Genomic DNA, 16087 nt, shown 5'->3' with positions numbered 1-16087 from the left:
GCCGCCCGCTACGCGTCCGTGAGGTCCAGCTCGAAGAGGGTGTCCTCGCCGAGGCGGGCGCGCCGCAGCGGGGGACGCCGTGCCTCGCGCATCACGTCAGGCCCGTCGAACCGCAGCCCGGGCACCCCGTCCCCGAGCAGCACCGGCGCGACCGTGACGTACAGCCGCCGCAGGGCGCCGCCGTGCAGGAAGCGGGAGACGGTGACCCCGCCGCCCTCGACGAGCACCCGGCCGAGCCCCCGGTGCGCCAGCGTGGCCACCAGCCGGCGGGGCGTGAACGCGTCGTCGTCCGGCAGCCGCAGCACGGTCACCCCGTCGGCGACGGGCCGCCCGGGGCCGCTGCCGGGGCCCACCAGCCACAAGGTGGGCGCTGATCCGTCGGTGAACACCCGGCGGTCGGCCGGGACGCGCCCCCGGGGGTCCAGAACCACCCGGACGGGATGGGCGCCCGCGCAGGCCCGGACGGTGAGCTGCGGATCGTCCGCGACGGCCGTACCCGCGCCGACCAGGACCGCGTCGGCGAGCGCCCGCAGCCGGTGCAGATGGCGGCGGTCCTCCTCACCGGTGACGTAGTCGGCGTCCCCGGTGCGGGTCGCGATGAATCCGTCGAGGCTCTGCCCCAGCTGGGCGAACGTGACACGGGGCCCCGCGAGGCACAGCGGGAGGTAGCGGTCGGCGAGGTCGGCCGCCTCGGCGCTCGCGGGCCCGGCCCAGCGCCAGCCGCCGTCCGGTCCGGCGACGAGCCCGGCGGCACGGGCGTCCGCCGGCGCGCGCACGCCGAGCAGCCGCCGCCACGCCTCGTCCCCGGACAACTCCGCTGCGGGTGGAAGGGATTCCGGGGTATGTGACCGTGTGTCGGGTGCCTCGGCGGAGGGGGAATGCGCACGGCCGTCGGCGAGGGGCCCTGCGTCGTTTCCGGGAGTGTCCGCGGGGTCGTTCCCCGGGGTGGGGGAGAGAGGGTGGTTCATGAGCCGTCCCCGTCCTGGGCGCCGGGTCCGCGGAGCAGTGCGTGGTACGCGCCGAAGGATTCCGTGAGTGAGTCCAGCAGGGCCGCGCCCTTCTCCGCAGTTGCCCGGGAGGGTCTGCCCAGCACACCGGTCGTGGTGTACTCCCGCATTCCGAGGGTCAGCAGATGTCTGCGGTCCCCGGCGGACCGGTCGGTGGATTCATGGCCGGGGCGCAGGAGTTCGGGGTGGGTGTGCAGCAGGATCGAGGTCTCGATCTCCCCGGCGTGCATGTCGTCGTGCGCGGAGGTCGATATCCCGGCGGTCTCCCGCGCCGCCTTCCAGTCGGCGGATTCCGGGAAAAGCGCCATGCGGATTCCCCATCCGGCGGATTCTTGGACGACATTGCGCAGGACGTAGTTCCCGCCGTGTCCGTTGACCAGTACCAGGGAACGTATTCCGGACCTCCGCAGGGAATCCGCGATGTCCCGGACCATGTGGTACAGGGTAGCGGCGGAAATGCTCACCGTACCGGCCCAGTCGGCGTGTTCATGGGAACACGAGACGGTGATCGGGGGAAGTGACAGCACACGATGCGCCGCCGCTATCCGGCGGGACAGCGCACAGGCGACGACGGTGTCCGTCACCAGGGGAAGACAGGGTCCGTGCTGCTCGAAACTGCCGATGGGGAGAACGGCGACATCCGCGTCCCGTGCGGACACCTCGGTGGTCGTCTCCGTCGGCAGGAGCAGGGCGGCGGTGCGGTCGGGCGCCGGTTCTTTCATCTCTCTCCTGTCCCTCGGGTCCCGTCCGTCGCACAGCACGGCCGTGTGGCGGACGGACGGTCGCGGTGCGCGGTGACATGGCGTACGGCGTTTGCCGGCGACTCGGCGGGCGCCACGGCAGGGGCAGCGTACGCGCCGCGCCCAACTCCCGGGGCAGGAGCCGGAAATGGGTGGTTGATGATGTTTTTTACGACGTTTTCCGCCCCCAGGAGGGGGGTGCTGACGGCTATGGTCTGCCCATGACAGCAGCCATCACGGAAAACGGCGGCGTCGGCGGTGCCGTCGCCGGAGAATTCACGGGGGACGTGGCGGACGCGGGGAGCGGCCGGTCCGTCGTGCCGGTCAACGGTGTCGAGCGTGTCGTGCGGGTCCGTCTGTCCACCGGTCACGGCGAGTTCCTGGCCGTCGGCTACCGGGACCACGCCCTCGGCCAGGAACAGATGCTCCTCGTCCACGGGGACATCGAAGGGGAACGTGTCCTCACCCGGCTGCATTCGGAATGCCTGACCGGTGACGCCTTCGGCTCCCGGCACTGCGAATGCGGCGGACAACTCGACGCGGCTCTCTGCGCGATCACCTCCGAGGGCTCCGGTGTCCTCGTCTATCTCCGCGGCCATGAGGGGCGCGGGATCGGTCTGCTCGCCAAACTCCAGGCGATGCGGCTCCAGGCCGACGGAATGGACACCGTCGAGGCGAACATCGCCCTCGGACTTCCCGTCGACGCCCGTGACTACACCGTCGCGGCGGACATGCTGCACGATCTCGGAGTGCGCTCCGTACGTCTGCTGTCCAACAATCCCCGCAAGGGCGAAGCCCTGCTGCGGCACGGCATCAAGGTCGCCGAACGTGTTCCGCTGCTGATCCCGCCGAGCGAGGAGAACCTGGCCTATCAACGCGCCAAGCGTGAACGCCTCGACCACGATCTGCCGCATCTGGACGCGATCACCGAACATCTCTGACGGATCACCCGCGCACCGTCCGGGACACCCCGTTCCTGGCCCCGACGCGTCGTCCGGCCACCGCGTCCGACCTCGCGTTCCGTGTTCACCCTTATGCCCCGCGTGTGTTCCCGTGCCGTCCGACGCGCGCCCGCGAGGAAATCCGGGCGAATTCCCGGTGCACTCCGCACGACTTCCCGGCAGACGATTCCTCACCCGCTTGCCGTATTCCCCCCGCCGCGCCCCGCGCCGCCTTCCGGAACACGGAAATCACGCGTGGTGAACGACACCCCTGTACGGACGCCTTGCACAGAGAGGGATCATTCGCCCCGGACTAGTATGGGCCTGGTTGTTTGGTGCTGGACCGGAACAACCCCAGGCAGAGCTGAGGGCCCGCCAGCGCCCGGGACATCCCGGGAACGAGACGCGAGGACCCGATGGCCACGACGACACCCGCCACCGCACCGGAGGGCGACGATCTCGCCCCGCCCCCGCCCGGCACCGCCCCCGGTCCCCCCGCCCCCGCGGTCCTCACCGCGGGTCCCGCCGCCCCGCCCCGCACCCTGGTCGACATCCTCGACGCCTCCGTACGCCGCTACCCCGGCGAGCCCGCCCTCGACGACGGCACCACCCGGCTGACCTACCGGGCGCTCGCCACCGAGGTCGACACGCTCCGGCGCCGCCTCGCGCACTCCGGCGTACGCCCCGGCGCCCGGGTCGGGGTCCGCGTCCCCTCCGGCACCAACGACCTGTACGTCGCGATCCTCGCGGTCCTCGCCGCCGGAGCCGCCTACGTCCCCGTGGACGCGGAGGACCCCGACGAGCGGGCCGAGCTGGTCTTCGGGGAGGCGGGCGTCCACGCGGTGATCGGCGCCGGACACCGGATCGACCCCCCGCCCGCCGCGCGCACGGCCAAGTCCTCCAAGCCCTCCCCGACGCGCACGGCCACCGCTCCGGCCGTCACGGCTGTCACGTCCACTGCCACCACCACCGTCACCACCGCCGCCCGGACCGGCTCGGCCGCGCGAACCCCCACCGACGCCTCCGCCACGGCCACCGGCCCCGGCAGCCCGGTCGGCACCCCCGGTGACCGGGCCGCCACCCCTCGCGGCCCGTCCGTCACCCACGGCAACCCCGCCACCCCCGACGGTCACGCCGACGCACCCACCCCCGGCACCCGTCCCGTACCCAACCCCGGCGGCACCCGCCCCACCCCCGCCGACGACGCCTGGATCATCTTCACCTCCGGCTCCACCGGCACCCCCAAGGGCGTCGCCGTCACCCACCGTGGTGCCGCCGCCTTCGTGGACGCCGAGGCCACGCTGTTCCTCACCGACGACCCCATCGGCCCCGGCGACCGCGTCATGGCCGGGCTCTCCGTCGCGTTCGACGCCTCCTGCGAGGAGATGTGGCTCGCCTGGCGGCACGGTGCCTGTCTGGTGCCCGTGCCGCGTGCCCAGGTCCGCAGCGGCGCCGACCTCGGGCCCTGGCTCGTCGAGCAGGAGATCAGCGTCGTGTCGACCGTGCCGACGCTCGCCGCGCTGTGGGAGCCCGACGCCCTCGCCGATGTCCGGCTGCTGATCTTCGGTGGTGAGGCGTGCCCGCCCGAGCTGGCCCAGCGGCTGGTCACCGAGGGACGCGAGGTCTGGAACACCTACGGCCCCACCGAGGCCACCGTCGTCGCCTGCGCGTCCCTGCTCACCGGCGCCGAACCCATCAGGATCGGCCTGCCGCTGAACGGCTGGGACCTCGCCGTCGTCGACGACGCCGGACTCCCCGTCCCGATGGGCGCCACCGGGCAGCTCGTCATCGGCGGCGCCGGACTCGCCCGCTACCTCGACCCCGTCAAGGACGCCGAGAAGTACGCGCCGCTCGACGCCCTCGGCTGGCCGCGCGCCTACCGCAGCGGCGACCTCGTCCGGGCCGAACCCGAAGGGCTGGTCTTCCTCGGCCGCGCCGACGAACAGATCAAGCTCGGCGGACGCCGGATCGAACTCGGCGAGGTCGACGCCGCCCTCCAGGCGCTGCCCGGAGTCGCCGGGGCCGCCGCCGCGGTCCGCACCGCACGCGGCGGCAACCAGCTCCTCGTCGGCTACCTCGTCACCCAGGACGGCTGGGACCACCCGGCGGCCGTCGCCCGGCTGCGCGCCGAGCTGCCCGCCGCCCTGGTGCCGCTGCTCGCCCCCGTCGCCGAACTGCCCACCCGCACCTCCGGCAAGGTCGACCGCGACGCCCTGCCCTGGCCCCTGCCCGGCCTCACCACCGGCGGCCCCGCCGAACAGCTCTACGGCACCGAGGCATGGCTCGCCGAACAATGGAGCGAGATCCTCGGCGTGCCGGTCACCGGCGCCGACGACGACTTCTTCGCCATCGGCGGCAACAGCCTCGCCGCCGCCCAGCTCACCACCCGGCTGCGCGCCCGCCACCCCGGCGCCGCCGTCCTCGACATCTACCAGCAGCCCGTGCTGCGCAAGCTCGCCCGACGGCTGGAGAAGTCCACCCAGGACGACACCACCACCCGGACCGTCACCCCCGTCCCCCGGCGCGCCCAGGCCCTCCAGACCCTGCTGCTGCTCCCGCTGTTCACCCTGGCCGGACTGCGCTGGACCGTCGGGGTGCTCGCCCTCGGCAACGTCCTGCACCTCTTCGGCGCCTACCCGTGGGCACCCACCGCGTCCTGGTGGCTGGTCGCCGCCGGGGCCGCCGTGTTCTTCAGCCCGCCCGGCCGGCTCGCCCTCGCCGCGGGCGGCGCCCGGCTGCTGCTGCGCGGCGTCGGCCCCGGCCGCTACCCGCGCGGCGGAGCCGTCCATCTGCGGCTGTGGACCGCCGAACGGCTCGCCGAGCTCGTCGGCGCGACCGCCCTCACCGGCGCCTGGCTGGAACGTTACGCCCGGGCGCTGGGCGCCCGGATCGGCCCCGACGTCGACCTCCACTCGCTGCCGCCCGTCACCGGACTGCTCAGACTCGGCCGCGGCTGCGCCGTCGAGTCCGAGGTCGATCTGTCCGGCCACTGGCTCGACGGCGACCGGCTGCACATCGGCGCCGTCAGGGTCGGCGCCGGGGCCGTCGTCGGCACCCGCAGCCTCCTCTTCCCCGGCGCCCGCGTCGGCAAGCGCGCCGAGGTCGCCCCCGGCTCCGCCGTCACCGGACAGATCCCCACCGGACAGCGCTGGGCGGGCGCCCCCGCCGTCAAACTCGGCAAGGCCAAACGCGACTGGCCCGGCGAACGCCCGCCCCGCTCCGCCGGCTGGCGCGCCATGTACGGGGTCACCGGCCTCGGCCTGCTCGCCCTCCCGCTGCTCGCCGCCGTCCCCGCGCTCCTCGTCGCCGCCGTGTTCGTCGCCCCCGGCGCCGGACCGGCCGACGCGCTGCGCGGCGCCCTCGTCGCCGTCGTCCCGGCGGCCCTCGCCTTCGGGTTCGGCTACGCGCTGCTGCTGCTGACCGCCGTACGCCTGCTCAGCCTCGGACTGCGCACCGGCACCCACCCCGCCCACAGCCGCACCGGCTGGCAGGCCTGGACCGTCACCCAGCTGATGGACCTGTCCCGGGAAACCCTCTTCCCGCTGTACGCCGGACTCATCACCCCCGTCTGGCTGCGGCTGCTCGGGATGCGCGTCGGCCGCGGCGCCGAGGTGTCGACCGTCCTCGCGCTGCCCAGCCTCACCACCGTCGGCGACGGCGCGTTCCTCGCCGACGACACCCTCACCGCGCCGTTCGAGCTCGGCGGCGGCTGGCTGCGGATCGGCCGCGCCGAGATCGGCCGCCGCGCCTTCCTCGGCAACTCCGGGATGACCGCGCCCGGCCGCAGCGTCCCCGACGGCGGTCTCGTCGGAGTGCTGTCCGCCACCCCGAAGAAGGCCAAGAAGGGCAGCTCCTACCTCGGACTGCCCCCCGTACGGCTGCCGCGCGCCGCCGCCGACGCCGACCACAGCCGCACCTACGAACCGCCCGCCCGGCTGCTGTGGGCGCGCGGACTGGTGGAACTGTGCCGTCTGGTGCCCGTCTTCTGCTCCACCGCCCTCGCCGTGCTCACCGCCCTCGCCCTCAGTGCCCTGGCGCGCACCCTCGGACCCGGGGCCGCCGCCCTGCTCTCCGGCGCGGTGCTGCTGACCGCGGGACTCACCGCCGCGCTCGTCGCCGTCCTCGCCAAATGGCTGCTGGTGGGCCGCCACCGCACCGGCGAGCACCCGCTGTGGAGCGGCTTCGTCTGGCGCAACGAACTCGCGGACACCTTCGTCGAGGTCCTGGCCGTACCGTGGTTCGCCGGGTCCGTGCCCGGCACCCCGCTCCTCACGCTCTGGCTGCGCGCCCTCGGCGCCCGGATCGGCCGCGGCGTGTGGTGCGAGAGCCACTGGCTGCCCGAGACGGACCTGGTGACCCTGGGCACCGGCGCCACCGTCAACCGCGGCTCCGTCCTCCAGACCCACCTCTTCCACGACAGGATCTTGCGGACGGATACTGTGGACCTCCGCGAAGGCGCCACCCTGGGCCCGAACGGGATCGTGCTGCCCGGCAGCACGGTCGGGGCCCGCTCCACACTGGGCCCCGCGTCCCTGGTCATGGCCGGGGAATCGGTGCCCGCCGAGACCCGCTGGCTGGGCAACCCGATCGAGGCGTGGCGGTCCTGACCGGCGGCCCGCCACCAGCACACCGGGCGCCGTGCGAGCCAGCGGCACACCGCCCGAGCACAGCGCAGGGAGCGGACACACGAGTGAACTGCCCAAGGCCCCCGGCCCCCGACCCGTACTTCCCGGCGAACGGCGACGCCCGCTACCGGGTCCACCGCTACGAGCTCTCGCTCGACTACCGCCCGGGGCCCAACCGCCTCGCGGGCACCGCCCGGCTCGGCGCCATAGCGGGCCGCGCCCCGCTCACCGAGTTCCAGCTCAACCTGGCCGACTTCCGGATCGGCCGGGTCCGGGTCGAGGGCCGCCAGCCGCGCTGGACCCACCGGGGCGGCAAACTGCGGCTGTGGCCCACGAAACCCCTGCGGGCCGGGGCGGCGTTCACCGTGGAGATCCACTGGTCCGGCAACCCCAAGCCGGTGAGCAGCCCCTGGGGCGGTCTCGGCTGGGAGGAACTCACCGACGGCGCCCTCGTCGCGAGCCAGCCCGTCGGCGCGCCCTCCTGGTACCCCTGCAACGACCGGCCCGCCGACAAGGCCTCGTACCAGCTCGCCGTCACCACCCCGTCCGCGTACGGCGTGGTGGCCGGCGGACGGCTGCTGACCCGCACCACCCGGGCCAGCACCACCACCTGGCTGTACGAGCAGGCCGCGCCCACCTCCAGCTATCTCGTCGGCCTCGCCATCGGCAAATTCCAGACGGTGCTGCTCGGTGACCCGGGGCTCGGCGGGGTGCCGCAGTCCGCCCATCTGCCGTCGCATCTGCTGCCGGAGTTCTCCCGGGACTTCGCGCGCCAGCCCCGCATGATGGAGCTGTTCGGGGAGTTGTTCGGCCCGTACCCGTTCGGTGAGTACACCGTGGTCGTCGCCGACGAGGAACTCGACGTCCCCGTCGAGGCCCAGGGGATGTCCCTGTTCGGCACCAACCATGTGGACGGCGCCCGGGGTTCGGAACGGCTCATCGCCCATGAGCTGGCCCACCAGTGGTTCGGCAACAGCGTCGGCATCGCGGACTGGCGCCACATCTGGCTCAACGAAGGGCTCGCCAAGTACGCCGAGTGGATCTGGTCGGAACGCTCCGGCGGGCGCACCGCGGACGAACTGGCCTCCGTCGCGCACCGGATGCTCGCCGGACTGCCGCTGGATCTGCGGCTCGCGGACCCGGGCCGCCGCCATATGTTCGACGACCGGGTCTACGAACGCGGCGGCCTCGCCGTGCACGCCCTGCGCCGCGCCCTCGGTGACGACGCGTTCTTCCGGATGCTGCGCGGCTGGACCGCCCAGCACCGGGGCGGCTCGGTCACCACCGCCACGTTCGAGGCGCACGCCGCGCGGTACGCGGACGGGCCGCTGGACGAGGTCTTCGCGGACTGGGTGCACGGAGCCGCCCTGCCCCCGCTGCCCGTCGGCTGATCCGGCACCGTACAGCGGCGGCAGACGGGCGGACGGGCGGGCGGACAGGTGGGTGGGCGGCGCCGGGGGCGCCGCCCGGGTCGCCGTACCGTCAGCAGGTCTGCTTGCCGAAGGTGTAGCCCTTGGACTTGAGCGTCTTGAGGATCTTCGGCAGGGCCGCCACCGTCTGGCTGCGGTCACCGCCGCCGTCGTGGAGCAGGACCACCGAGCCGTTGCGGACGTTGTTCAGCACCCGGGACTCGATGGCCGCCCGGCCGGGCCGCGCCCAGTCACGGGTGTCCACCGACCACAGCCGCACCCCCTTGCGCAGTGCCGCGGCCCGGTCCCGGACCGTCTGGTTCACCGCGCCGTACGGCGGCCGGAGACAGGTCGGGGTCTTGCCCGTGTGGGTACGTATCGCGGTGTCCGTACGGGTCACCTCCGACTTGAACTTCGACCAGGAGACCGTCCGCAGATCCACGTGCGACCAGGTGTGGTTCTGGACGCTGTGGCCCTCGCGGTACGCCCGCTTGGCCGTCGCGGGGTTCGCCGTCACATTCGCGCCGGTCTGGTAGAACGTCGCCTTGGCGCCGTGCTGCTTGAGCAGGTCGAGCACCTTGGGGGTGTGGACGCCCGGCCCGTCGTCGAAGGTCAGATAGACGACCTTGGGCGCGGGCGCCGCGACGGCGGCGGGCGCCGCGATCATCACCGAGCCCGTCAGGGCTCCGGCCAGGACGACCCCCGCCAGGGCCGTGCGGCTCCGTCGGTGGCCGGTGGGGTGCGAGATGGTGCGCATGAAATGCCCTCCCCGTGAGAACAGTTGTCGCGATGATCGCCGGAACGGCACGTGGCAAGAGGTGTGTTGTGCCGCCCCCCGGCGTGCCCGCTCACGATGATGCCTGTTCAGACACCGTTGGTCGCACGGGGGTTGTGCTTGATTCAGGACCGGTACACAGACCCGTACCGGTCGTAGGGATTTGCCCCGCCTTCGGCCGGTGCGACCCTCCCCCCGAACGGCCCGGACCCGCCCCGGGCGATCGGCGGGGACACCGGCGCGACCGAGGACGGACCGCGGAACCGGGGGACCGCGGAACCGGGGGATCGGGGGACCGGACGGGGGCCGGGCTACCGGACCCACCCGGACCGGACGGGCCTCACCCGTCCCCCCACTGCTCCCGTACCAGCTCCCGCAGCGGCCCGCCGGTGTCGGCGAGGAGTACCGACGGCGGGCCCTCGGCCACGATCCGGCCCCCGTCCATCACCAGCACCCGGTCCGCGTCCAGCACCGTGGACAGCCGGTGCGCGATGACCAGCCGGGTGGCGTTCAGGGCCCGGGTGCTGTCGATCACGACACGCTGGGTGGCGTTGTCGAGGGCGCTGGTCGCCTCGTCCAGGAACAGCACCCTGGGGCGGCGGATCAGCGCGCGGGCGATCATCAGCCGTTGCCGCTGGCCGCCCGAGACGGTGCCCGGGCCCGCGACCATCGTGTGCATACCCATCGGCATCCGCCGGATGTCGTCCGCGAGTCCCGCCATCGTGGCCGCCTCCCACGCCTCCTCCACGCTGAACGCCTCGGTGCCCCGGACACAGTCCAGGACCGACCCGGTGAACGGCTGCGCGTCCTGGAGCACCACCCCGCACTGCCGCCGCACCGCCGCCGCGTCCAGCGCGGCGAGGTCCTGCCCGTCGTACAGCACCGAGCCGGACAGCGGCCGGTCGAAGCCGATGAGCAGCCGCAGCAGCGTCGACTTGCCGCAGCCGCTCGGGCCGACCACCGCCACGAACTCGCCCGGCCGGACCGCGAACGACACCCCGTCCAGGACCGGCGGACCCTCGTCGGTGTACCGGAACGACAGGTCCCGGGCCTCGACCGCCCCCGCCAGCACCCCCGGCCGGACCCGGCCCGTGCCCACCTCGGGCCGGGCGTCCAGCACCGGCCGGATCTCCTCGAACACCGGCCACGCGGCGGCCACCGACACCAGCGCCCCGGTGAGCTGGGTCGCCGACATCAGCGTCAGGGTCAGCGCGGTGCTGAACGTCAGGAAGTCACCCGCCGGCATCGACCCCCTGGCCGGACCCGCGAGCAGCGCGAACATCACCAGCGTGCACACCGGCAGATACAGCGCCCCGAGCACCGCCGACACATTCCTGATCCGTCCCACCCGCCGCTGGAGCTCCCGGCTGCGGGCGAACTCCCGCGCCCACGCCGCGTACGCGTAGTCCTCCGCCGCCGCGACCCGCAGCTTGGGCAGCCCCCGGAGGGTCTGGTACGCCCGGTCGCCCAGCTTGTTCCCGAGCGTCACCAGCCTGCGCTGCCAGCGCAGTTGCCACAGCCCCAGCCCGAGGAACGAGCACGCGATCACCACCAGCGCACCCAGCGCGACGGGCGCCAGCGGGCCCCCGTACACCCACAGCAGTACGACGTTCGCCGCGCCGAGGGTGCCCGCCTGGACGAGTACCGGGCCCACCCCCGACAGCAGCCGCCGGATGGTGCCGACGCCGAGCGCCGCGCCCGCCAGTTCGCCGGTGGCCCGCCGGGTGAAGAACCCGGTGGGCAGTCTCAGCAGCCGGTCCCACACGGCGGGCTGGAGCACGCTCTCGATCCGGCCCTCCAGCCGCAGCACGGTGAGGTTCTGCGTCAGCAGGAACGCCGCAGTCACCACCCCGCCCGTGATCACCGCGAGACACAGCCGTCCGATCGCGGCCCGGTCCCCGGCCGGTACCAGTACCCCGAGGACATGGCCCGTCGCGATCGGCACCAGCGCGCCCAGCACCACGGTCACCACCGCGCACAGCGCCAGCCGCCGCAGATCCGCGCCGCTGCCCCGCAGGCAGAACCGCAGCAGCCCGAGCGGACCCAGCGGCCGGTCGGGCAGCGGCCGGTACAGCATCACCGCCCGGTCCTCGAACTCCCCGGCATCCCGCGCACCGACCCGTACCCCCCGGCCCGGTCCCGCGCCGACCGCCTCGTAGCCGCCGCGCCGCCACAGCAGCGCCACCGGCGTCCCGCCCGCCGACCGGAACCCCACCAGCGGACCCATGTCACGGCGCCACCACCGGCCGTCGAGGCGCACCCGGCGGGTCCGCACCCCCGAATCGCGCGCGATCCGCTCCACCGGGTCGGTCCGCTCGTCGGGGCCGGTGCCCGGCCGGGGCCGCGCGACGGCGATCCCGGCCGCCGCGCCCACCGCCCGTACGGCCGCGTACGCGGCGTCCGTGCCGCCGGAAGCCCGGGGACGGCGCCGCTCCCGGGTCGGCGCGGCTCCGTCGGCGAGCGCGTCCACCAGCGTCCGGTCCGCCTCCGCGCGGACCGCCTCACCCGCCCGTACCCCGGCCGCCGCCCGGTCCTCGTGGCCGCGCTCCAGCTCCTCGATCCAGCGGTCCAGCGCGGTCAGCAACCGCCGCTGCTGCTCCACCATCCGCCGCCACAGCCCCGCGTCGACGAGCAGTTCGCCCGCGGCGCCACCGGCCGGGTCCGGCCCGTACGCGACCGCGCCCGGCGGGACCTCCGGCCACAGCACGGCGTCCCCGGCGCCGCCGTCCGCCACGCCGCCGTCCGCCGCGCCGCCGTCCGCCACGGGGCCGTCACCGAGCGGACCGGCGAAGAGGGTGCCGAGCGCACGGCCGACCCCCAGCGCGAACGCGTACTCCAGCGCCCCGGGGTACTCCGTGCCCGTCCCCGCCGCCGGCCATCCTCCGCCCACCGGCCAGGGCAGTTCCCGCAGGCCGACGCGGCGCAGCGCGCACCCCCGCAGCGGACGCGCCACCAGCGTGTGCCGGGGACCGCCCGCCGGACCCAGCAGCAGCGTGCCCGGCCCCAGCCGCCCCAGGAAGTGCCAGTGCCCCGGACCTGCGGTGTCCACCGCGAAGAGGTCCACCGCCCCGTCCTCCACCAGCCACAGCGTCTGCGGTCCCGCCGCCGCCAGATCCGGCGGCTCCGCGTCCGGCACCCGCACTCCCAGCGCGCCGAACGCGCCCAGCACCACGGCCGCGTCCCCGGCCCCCGCGCCCGTCACGGGCGGCGCCGTCATCTCAGCGCTCCGCGGCGAGTTCGGCGTACGGACCACCGGCGGCCAGCAGCGCGTCGTGCCGGCCGCGCTCCACCACCTCGCCGTGCCGCAGCACCAGGATCTCGTCGCTGTCGCGGACCGTGCTCAGCCGGTGCGCGATCACCACCCGGGCGCAGCCGCGCCGCCGCAGATTGTCCACCACGAGGCGTTCGGTCCCGCTGTCCAGCGCGCTGGTCACCTCGTCCATCACGAGTACGCTCGGCCGGCGCACCAGCGCCCGCGCCAGTTCCAGCCGCTGGCGCTGCCCGCCGGAGAAGTTCCGGCCGTCCTGCTCGACCCGGGCGTCCAGCCCGCCCGGCCGCCGCGTCACCACGTCGTACAGCTCCGCGTCCCGCAGGGCCTCCACCACCGCCTCGTCCGGCACCGACGGGTCCCACAGCGCGATGTTGTCGCGGACCGTGCCCTCGAAGAGGAACACGTCCTGGTCCACGAACGCCACCGAGGCGGCGAGCGTCCCGCGCGACAGCTCCCCGACCGGCTCACCGTCGATCCGGACCGTGCCCTCCCACGGTGTGTACAGCCCCGAGATCAGCCGTGACACCGTCGACTTGCCGCTGCCCGAACCGCCCACCAGCGCCACCTGCCGCCCCGGCCCCACCTCCAGCGAGAACCCCTTCAGCAGCGGCGCGTCCAGCGGGCTGTACCCGAACGTCACGTCCTTCAGCTCCACATGGCCCGCCAGCCGCCGGGGCCCCGCCGCGTCCCGGTCCGCACCCGTACGCCGCGCCTCGGCGGGGAAGCCCTCCACGTCCCGCAGCCGTGCCACGTCCGCCGCGAAGTCCTGGATACGGCCCGCCACCGAACCCAGCCGGGCCAGCGGCGCGGTGAACCGGGTCACCAGCGCCTGGAACGCCACCAGCAGCCCCACCGTCAGCAGCCCGTCGACCGCCCGCAGCCCTCCGATCCACAGGATCAGCGCGCTGTTCAGCGTCGCCAGGGTCGGCGCCACCACCCCCAGCCACGCCGTGGGCACCCCGAGCCGCTGCTGTTCCTCCAGCGTCACCGCGTGCTGCCCCGCCCACCGCTGGAACCAGCCGTCCTCCCCGCCGGTCGCCTTCATCGTCTCGATCATCTGGAGCCCCGAGTACGAGGTGTTGATCAACCGGGCCGCGTCCGCCCGGAGTTTGCGCGTCCCGTCCGCCCGCGCGGCCACCGCCCAGCGCAGCGCGCCCACGTTCAGCAGGGCCACCGCCACCCCGAGCAGGGTGAGCTGCGGATCGTACGACCACATCAGCGCCGCGTACAGGAGCACCACCACCGCGTCGACCCCGGCCGCCGACAGATCCCGGGCCAGGGTCTCCGCGACCGCGTCGTTCGACTGGAGCCGCTGCACCAGATCGGCCGGTCCGCGCTGCGCGAAGAACGTCACCGGCAGCCGCAGCAGATGCCGCAGGAACCGGGCGCTGGTCAGCGTCGACGACACCAGCCGGCCCCGCAGCAGATTCCCCTGCTGCGTCCACGTCAGCACCCCCGTCAGCAGCACCGCGAGCGCCAGCCCGCTCAGCAGCGCCCCCAGCGACTCCGTCCGCCCGCCGATCAGGAACAGATCGAGGTACGTCCGGCTCAGCGCGGGCACCGCCGCGCCGACCGCGACCAGCAGCAGACTCGCCAGCACCACCGCGGTCGTCGTCGCCGACGTACCCGCGAGCCGCGCCGGGAGCGCGCCCGCCCACCCGGCCCGCCGCCCGCCCCGCCGGAACCCCGGACCGGGCTCCATCACCAGCACGACCCCGGTGAACGCGGCGTCGAACTCCTCCATCGGTACGAAACGCCGCCCCCGCGCCGGATCGTTGACGTACACGCCCGCCCGGCCGGGACCGCGCCGCGTCCCGTCGTACACCACATAGTGGTTGAACTCCCAGAACAGCACCGCCGGGGCCGCGACCCCGGTCAGCGCGGCCGTGTCCATCTGCATGCCCTTGGCCGTCAGCCCGTGCCCACGGGCCGCCTTGAGCAGATTGCTCGCCCGCGACCCGTCCCGTGACACCCCGCACGCGATCCGCAGCTCCTCCAGCGGCACATGCCGCCCGAAGTGCCCCAGCACCATCGCCAGACACGCCGCGCCGCACTCCACCGCCTCCATCTGGAGCACGGTCGGGGTGCGCACCGCGCGCGGCGCCCGCCGCCGGGGCGCCCGCTCCGCGGCCCGGTGCCGCGCGGACGCTTCCCCGGACCCGCTCCGTGTCCGGTGCCTGCTCATGGCAGCAGCCAATCGATCGGGCGCTGGGCGGGGAGCCGTACGGCGCCGCTCGCGCGGGTCATCGACCCCGGCGGGTACGGGGGTCCCGGCGGCGCCGACCAGCGGTACCCCGACCTCGTCGCGGGGTCCCGGTCCAGCCGCACCTCCACCGTGACGGGCAGCCCCCGCCGGGTGAACTCGGCGCCGAGCCGCGCGTCCCCGAGGAACGCCCCGATCCGGCGGGCGCTCTGCGGGGTCCGGCCCACCTCGCGCACCACCCCGCCCAGCTTCCCGTACCTGCGCGCGGGCACCGACTCCACCGTCACCTCCACCCGCGCCCCGACCGTCACGGCCGCGGCCCGGTCCGCCGGTACGTACAGCAGCGCGACGAGCGGTTCGCCGTCCCGCCCGACCCGTTCGACCAGGGCGACCTCGGCCCCGGCGGTGACCACCGCGCCGATGGACACGGCCAGCGAGGTGATCCGGCCCGCCGCGACCGCGCGGACGGCCCGGTCGCCGTCCGCCGTCCGCACCCGCAGCACCGGGGCCCCGGCGGCGAGCCGTTCGCCCTCCTCCGCGACGACCGCCGTGACCTGCCCGGCCACCGGGCTCTGGAGGACATGACCGCCGTGCCCATGGGTGAGCACCCCGGGCGCGTTCAATTCGGACGGCACACCGCCGGTCACCGCCCAGCCGCCCGAGGCGGCCAGCACGAGAGCGCAGACCGCGAGCGCGAGACGGCCCTGCGGGCGGGCCAGCCGCACCGGCAGGTCGAGCTCCTCGGGCGACCGGGCCTTGGCCAGGGCCCGTTGACGGAACTGCACGGCACCTTCCCCTCTCCACGGCCCGTCGGCCGGACACAGCCGTGCGCCCCGGGCCGGGGGGCCACGGGGCGCACGGGCGGTTCAGCTCCTCAGAGACCGGCGACCAGACCGGCGACCGGGGCGGTGCTCAGCCCCGAGGTGTCCTCGACGCCGCCGGTGACCGTGCCGAGCGTCGCCGAAACGGGGGCGACCGAGTCGGCGGTGGAGGCCACCGTGCCGAGGACGTCGCCGACGAGTCCGCCGGACACGTTGTCCAGGTCGCTGTCGGAGATCTCGGCGGTCTCGACCTGGGGGGTGATGTCCATGATGTGCGTGCCCTTCCGATGGATGT

The 16087-nt window shown here is 74.6% G+C and carries 10 protein-coding genes; 3 read left to right on the top strand and 7 right to left on the bottom strand.

Features of this window, described 5'->3' with window-relative positions:
• Positions 1 to 8 precede the first annotated feature (8 nt).
• Positions 9 to 968, bottom strand: a complete 960-nt coding sequence (locus tag OG711_RS06900) for a RibD family protein (RefSeq protein ID WP_329558753.1) — start codon at positions 966 to 968, stop codon at positions 9 to 11.
• Positions 965 to 1729, bottom strand: coding sequence for a creatininase family protein (locus OG711_RS06895; protein WP_329558752.1), 765 nt, complete (start codon positions 1727 to 1729; stop codon positions 965 to 967). The genes OG711_RS06900 and OG711_RS06895 overlap by 4 nt, the downstream gene beginning before the upstream one ends.
• 239 nt (positions 1730 to 1968) lie before the next feature.
• On the opposite strand from OG711_RS06895, the gene ribA reads away from it, so the two are divergent.
• The 3 genes from ribA (at position 1969) to OG711_RS06880 (ending at position 8704) form a co-directional block, all read left to right on the top strand.
• Positions 1969 to 2688, top strand: coding sequence for a GTP cyclohydrolase II (ribA, locus tag OG711_RS06890; RefSeq protein WP_329558751.1), 720 nt, complete (start codon positions 1969 to 1971; stop codon positions 2686 to 2688).
• Positions 2689 to 3104: 416 nt separating this feature from the next.
• Positions 3105 to 7295: a Pls/PosA family non-ribosomal peptide synthetase gene (locus tag OG711_RS06885; protein WP_329558750.1), complete on the top strand. Its 4191-nt coding sequence runs from the start codon at positions 3105 to 3107 to the stop codon at positions 7293 to 7295.
• A gap of 83 nt (positions 7296 to 7378) precedes the next feature.
• Entirely contained in the window at positions 7379 to 8704 is a 1326-nt protein-coding gene (locus OG711_RS06880; RefSeq protein WP_329558749.1) for a M1 family metallopeptidase, read from the top strand.
• A 91-nt stretch (positions 8705 to 8795) separates the two neighbouring features.
• Here OG711_RS06880 and OG711_RS06875 read toward each other — a convergent pair whose 3' ends face one another.
• From OG711_RS06875 to OG711_RS06855, 5 genes are all read right to left on the bottom strand, one after another.
• Positions 8796 to 9479 (bottom strand): polysaccharide deacetylase family protein, encoded by a 684-nt coding sequence (locus OG711_RS06875; protein WP_266506429.1) that lies wholly within the window; start codon positions 9477 to 9479, stop codon positions 8796 to 8798.
• Between the two features lie 358 nt (positions 9480 to 9837).
• Positions 9838 to 12714, bottom strand: coding sequence for an NHLP bacteriocin export ABC transporter permease/ATPase subunit (locus OG711_RS06870; protein ID WP_329558748.1), 2877 nt, complete (start codon positions 12712 to 12714; stop codon positions 9838 to 9840).
• Between the two features lies 1 nt (position 12715).
• Positions 12716 to 14953: an NHLP family bacteriocin export ABC transporter peptidase/permease/ATPase subunit gene (locus tag OG711_RS06865; RefSeq protein WP_329558747.1), complete on the bottom strand. Its 2238-nt coding sequence runs from the start codon at positions 14951 to 14953 to the stop codon at positions 12716 to 12718.
• On the bottom strand, positions 14950 to 15756 hold the full coding sequence (locus OG711_RS06860; RefSeq protein ID WP_329558746.1) for an HlyD family efflux transporter periplasmic adaptor subunit: 807 nt from the start codon (positions 15754 to 15756) through the stop codon (positions 14950 to 14952). The genes OG711_RS06865 and OG711_RS06860 overlap by 4 nt, the downstream gene beginning before the upstream one ends.
• Positions 15757 to 15845: 89 nt before the next feature.
• A complete protein-coding gene (locus tag OG711_RS06855) occupies positions 15846 to 16061 on the bottom strand; it encodes a hypothetical protein (RefSeq protein ID WP_073782316.1) in 216 nt (71 codons plus the stop codon).
• Positions 16062 to 16087: the final 26 nt, after the last annotated feature.

The sequence above is a fragment of the Streptomyces uncialis genome, assembly GCF_036250755.1.
GTDB lineage: Bacteria > Actinomycetota > Actinomycetes > Streptomycetales > Streptomycetaceae > Streptomyces > Streptomyces uncialis.
This window is presented reverse-complemented; position numbering and strand designations above follow the sequence as displayed.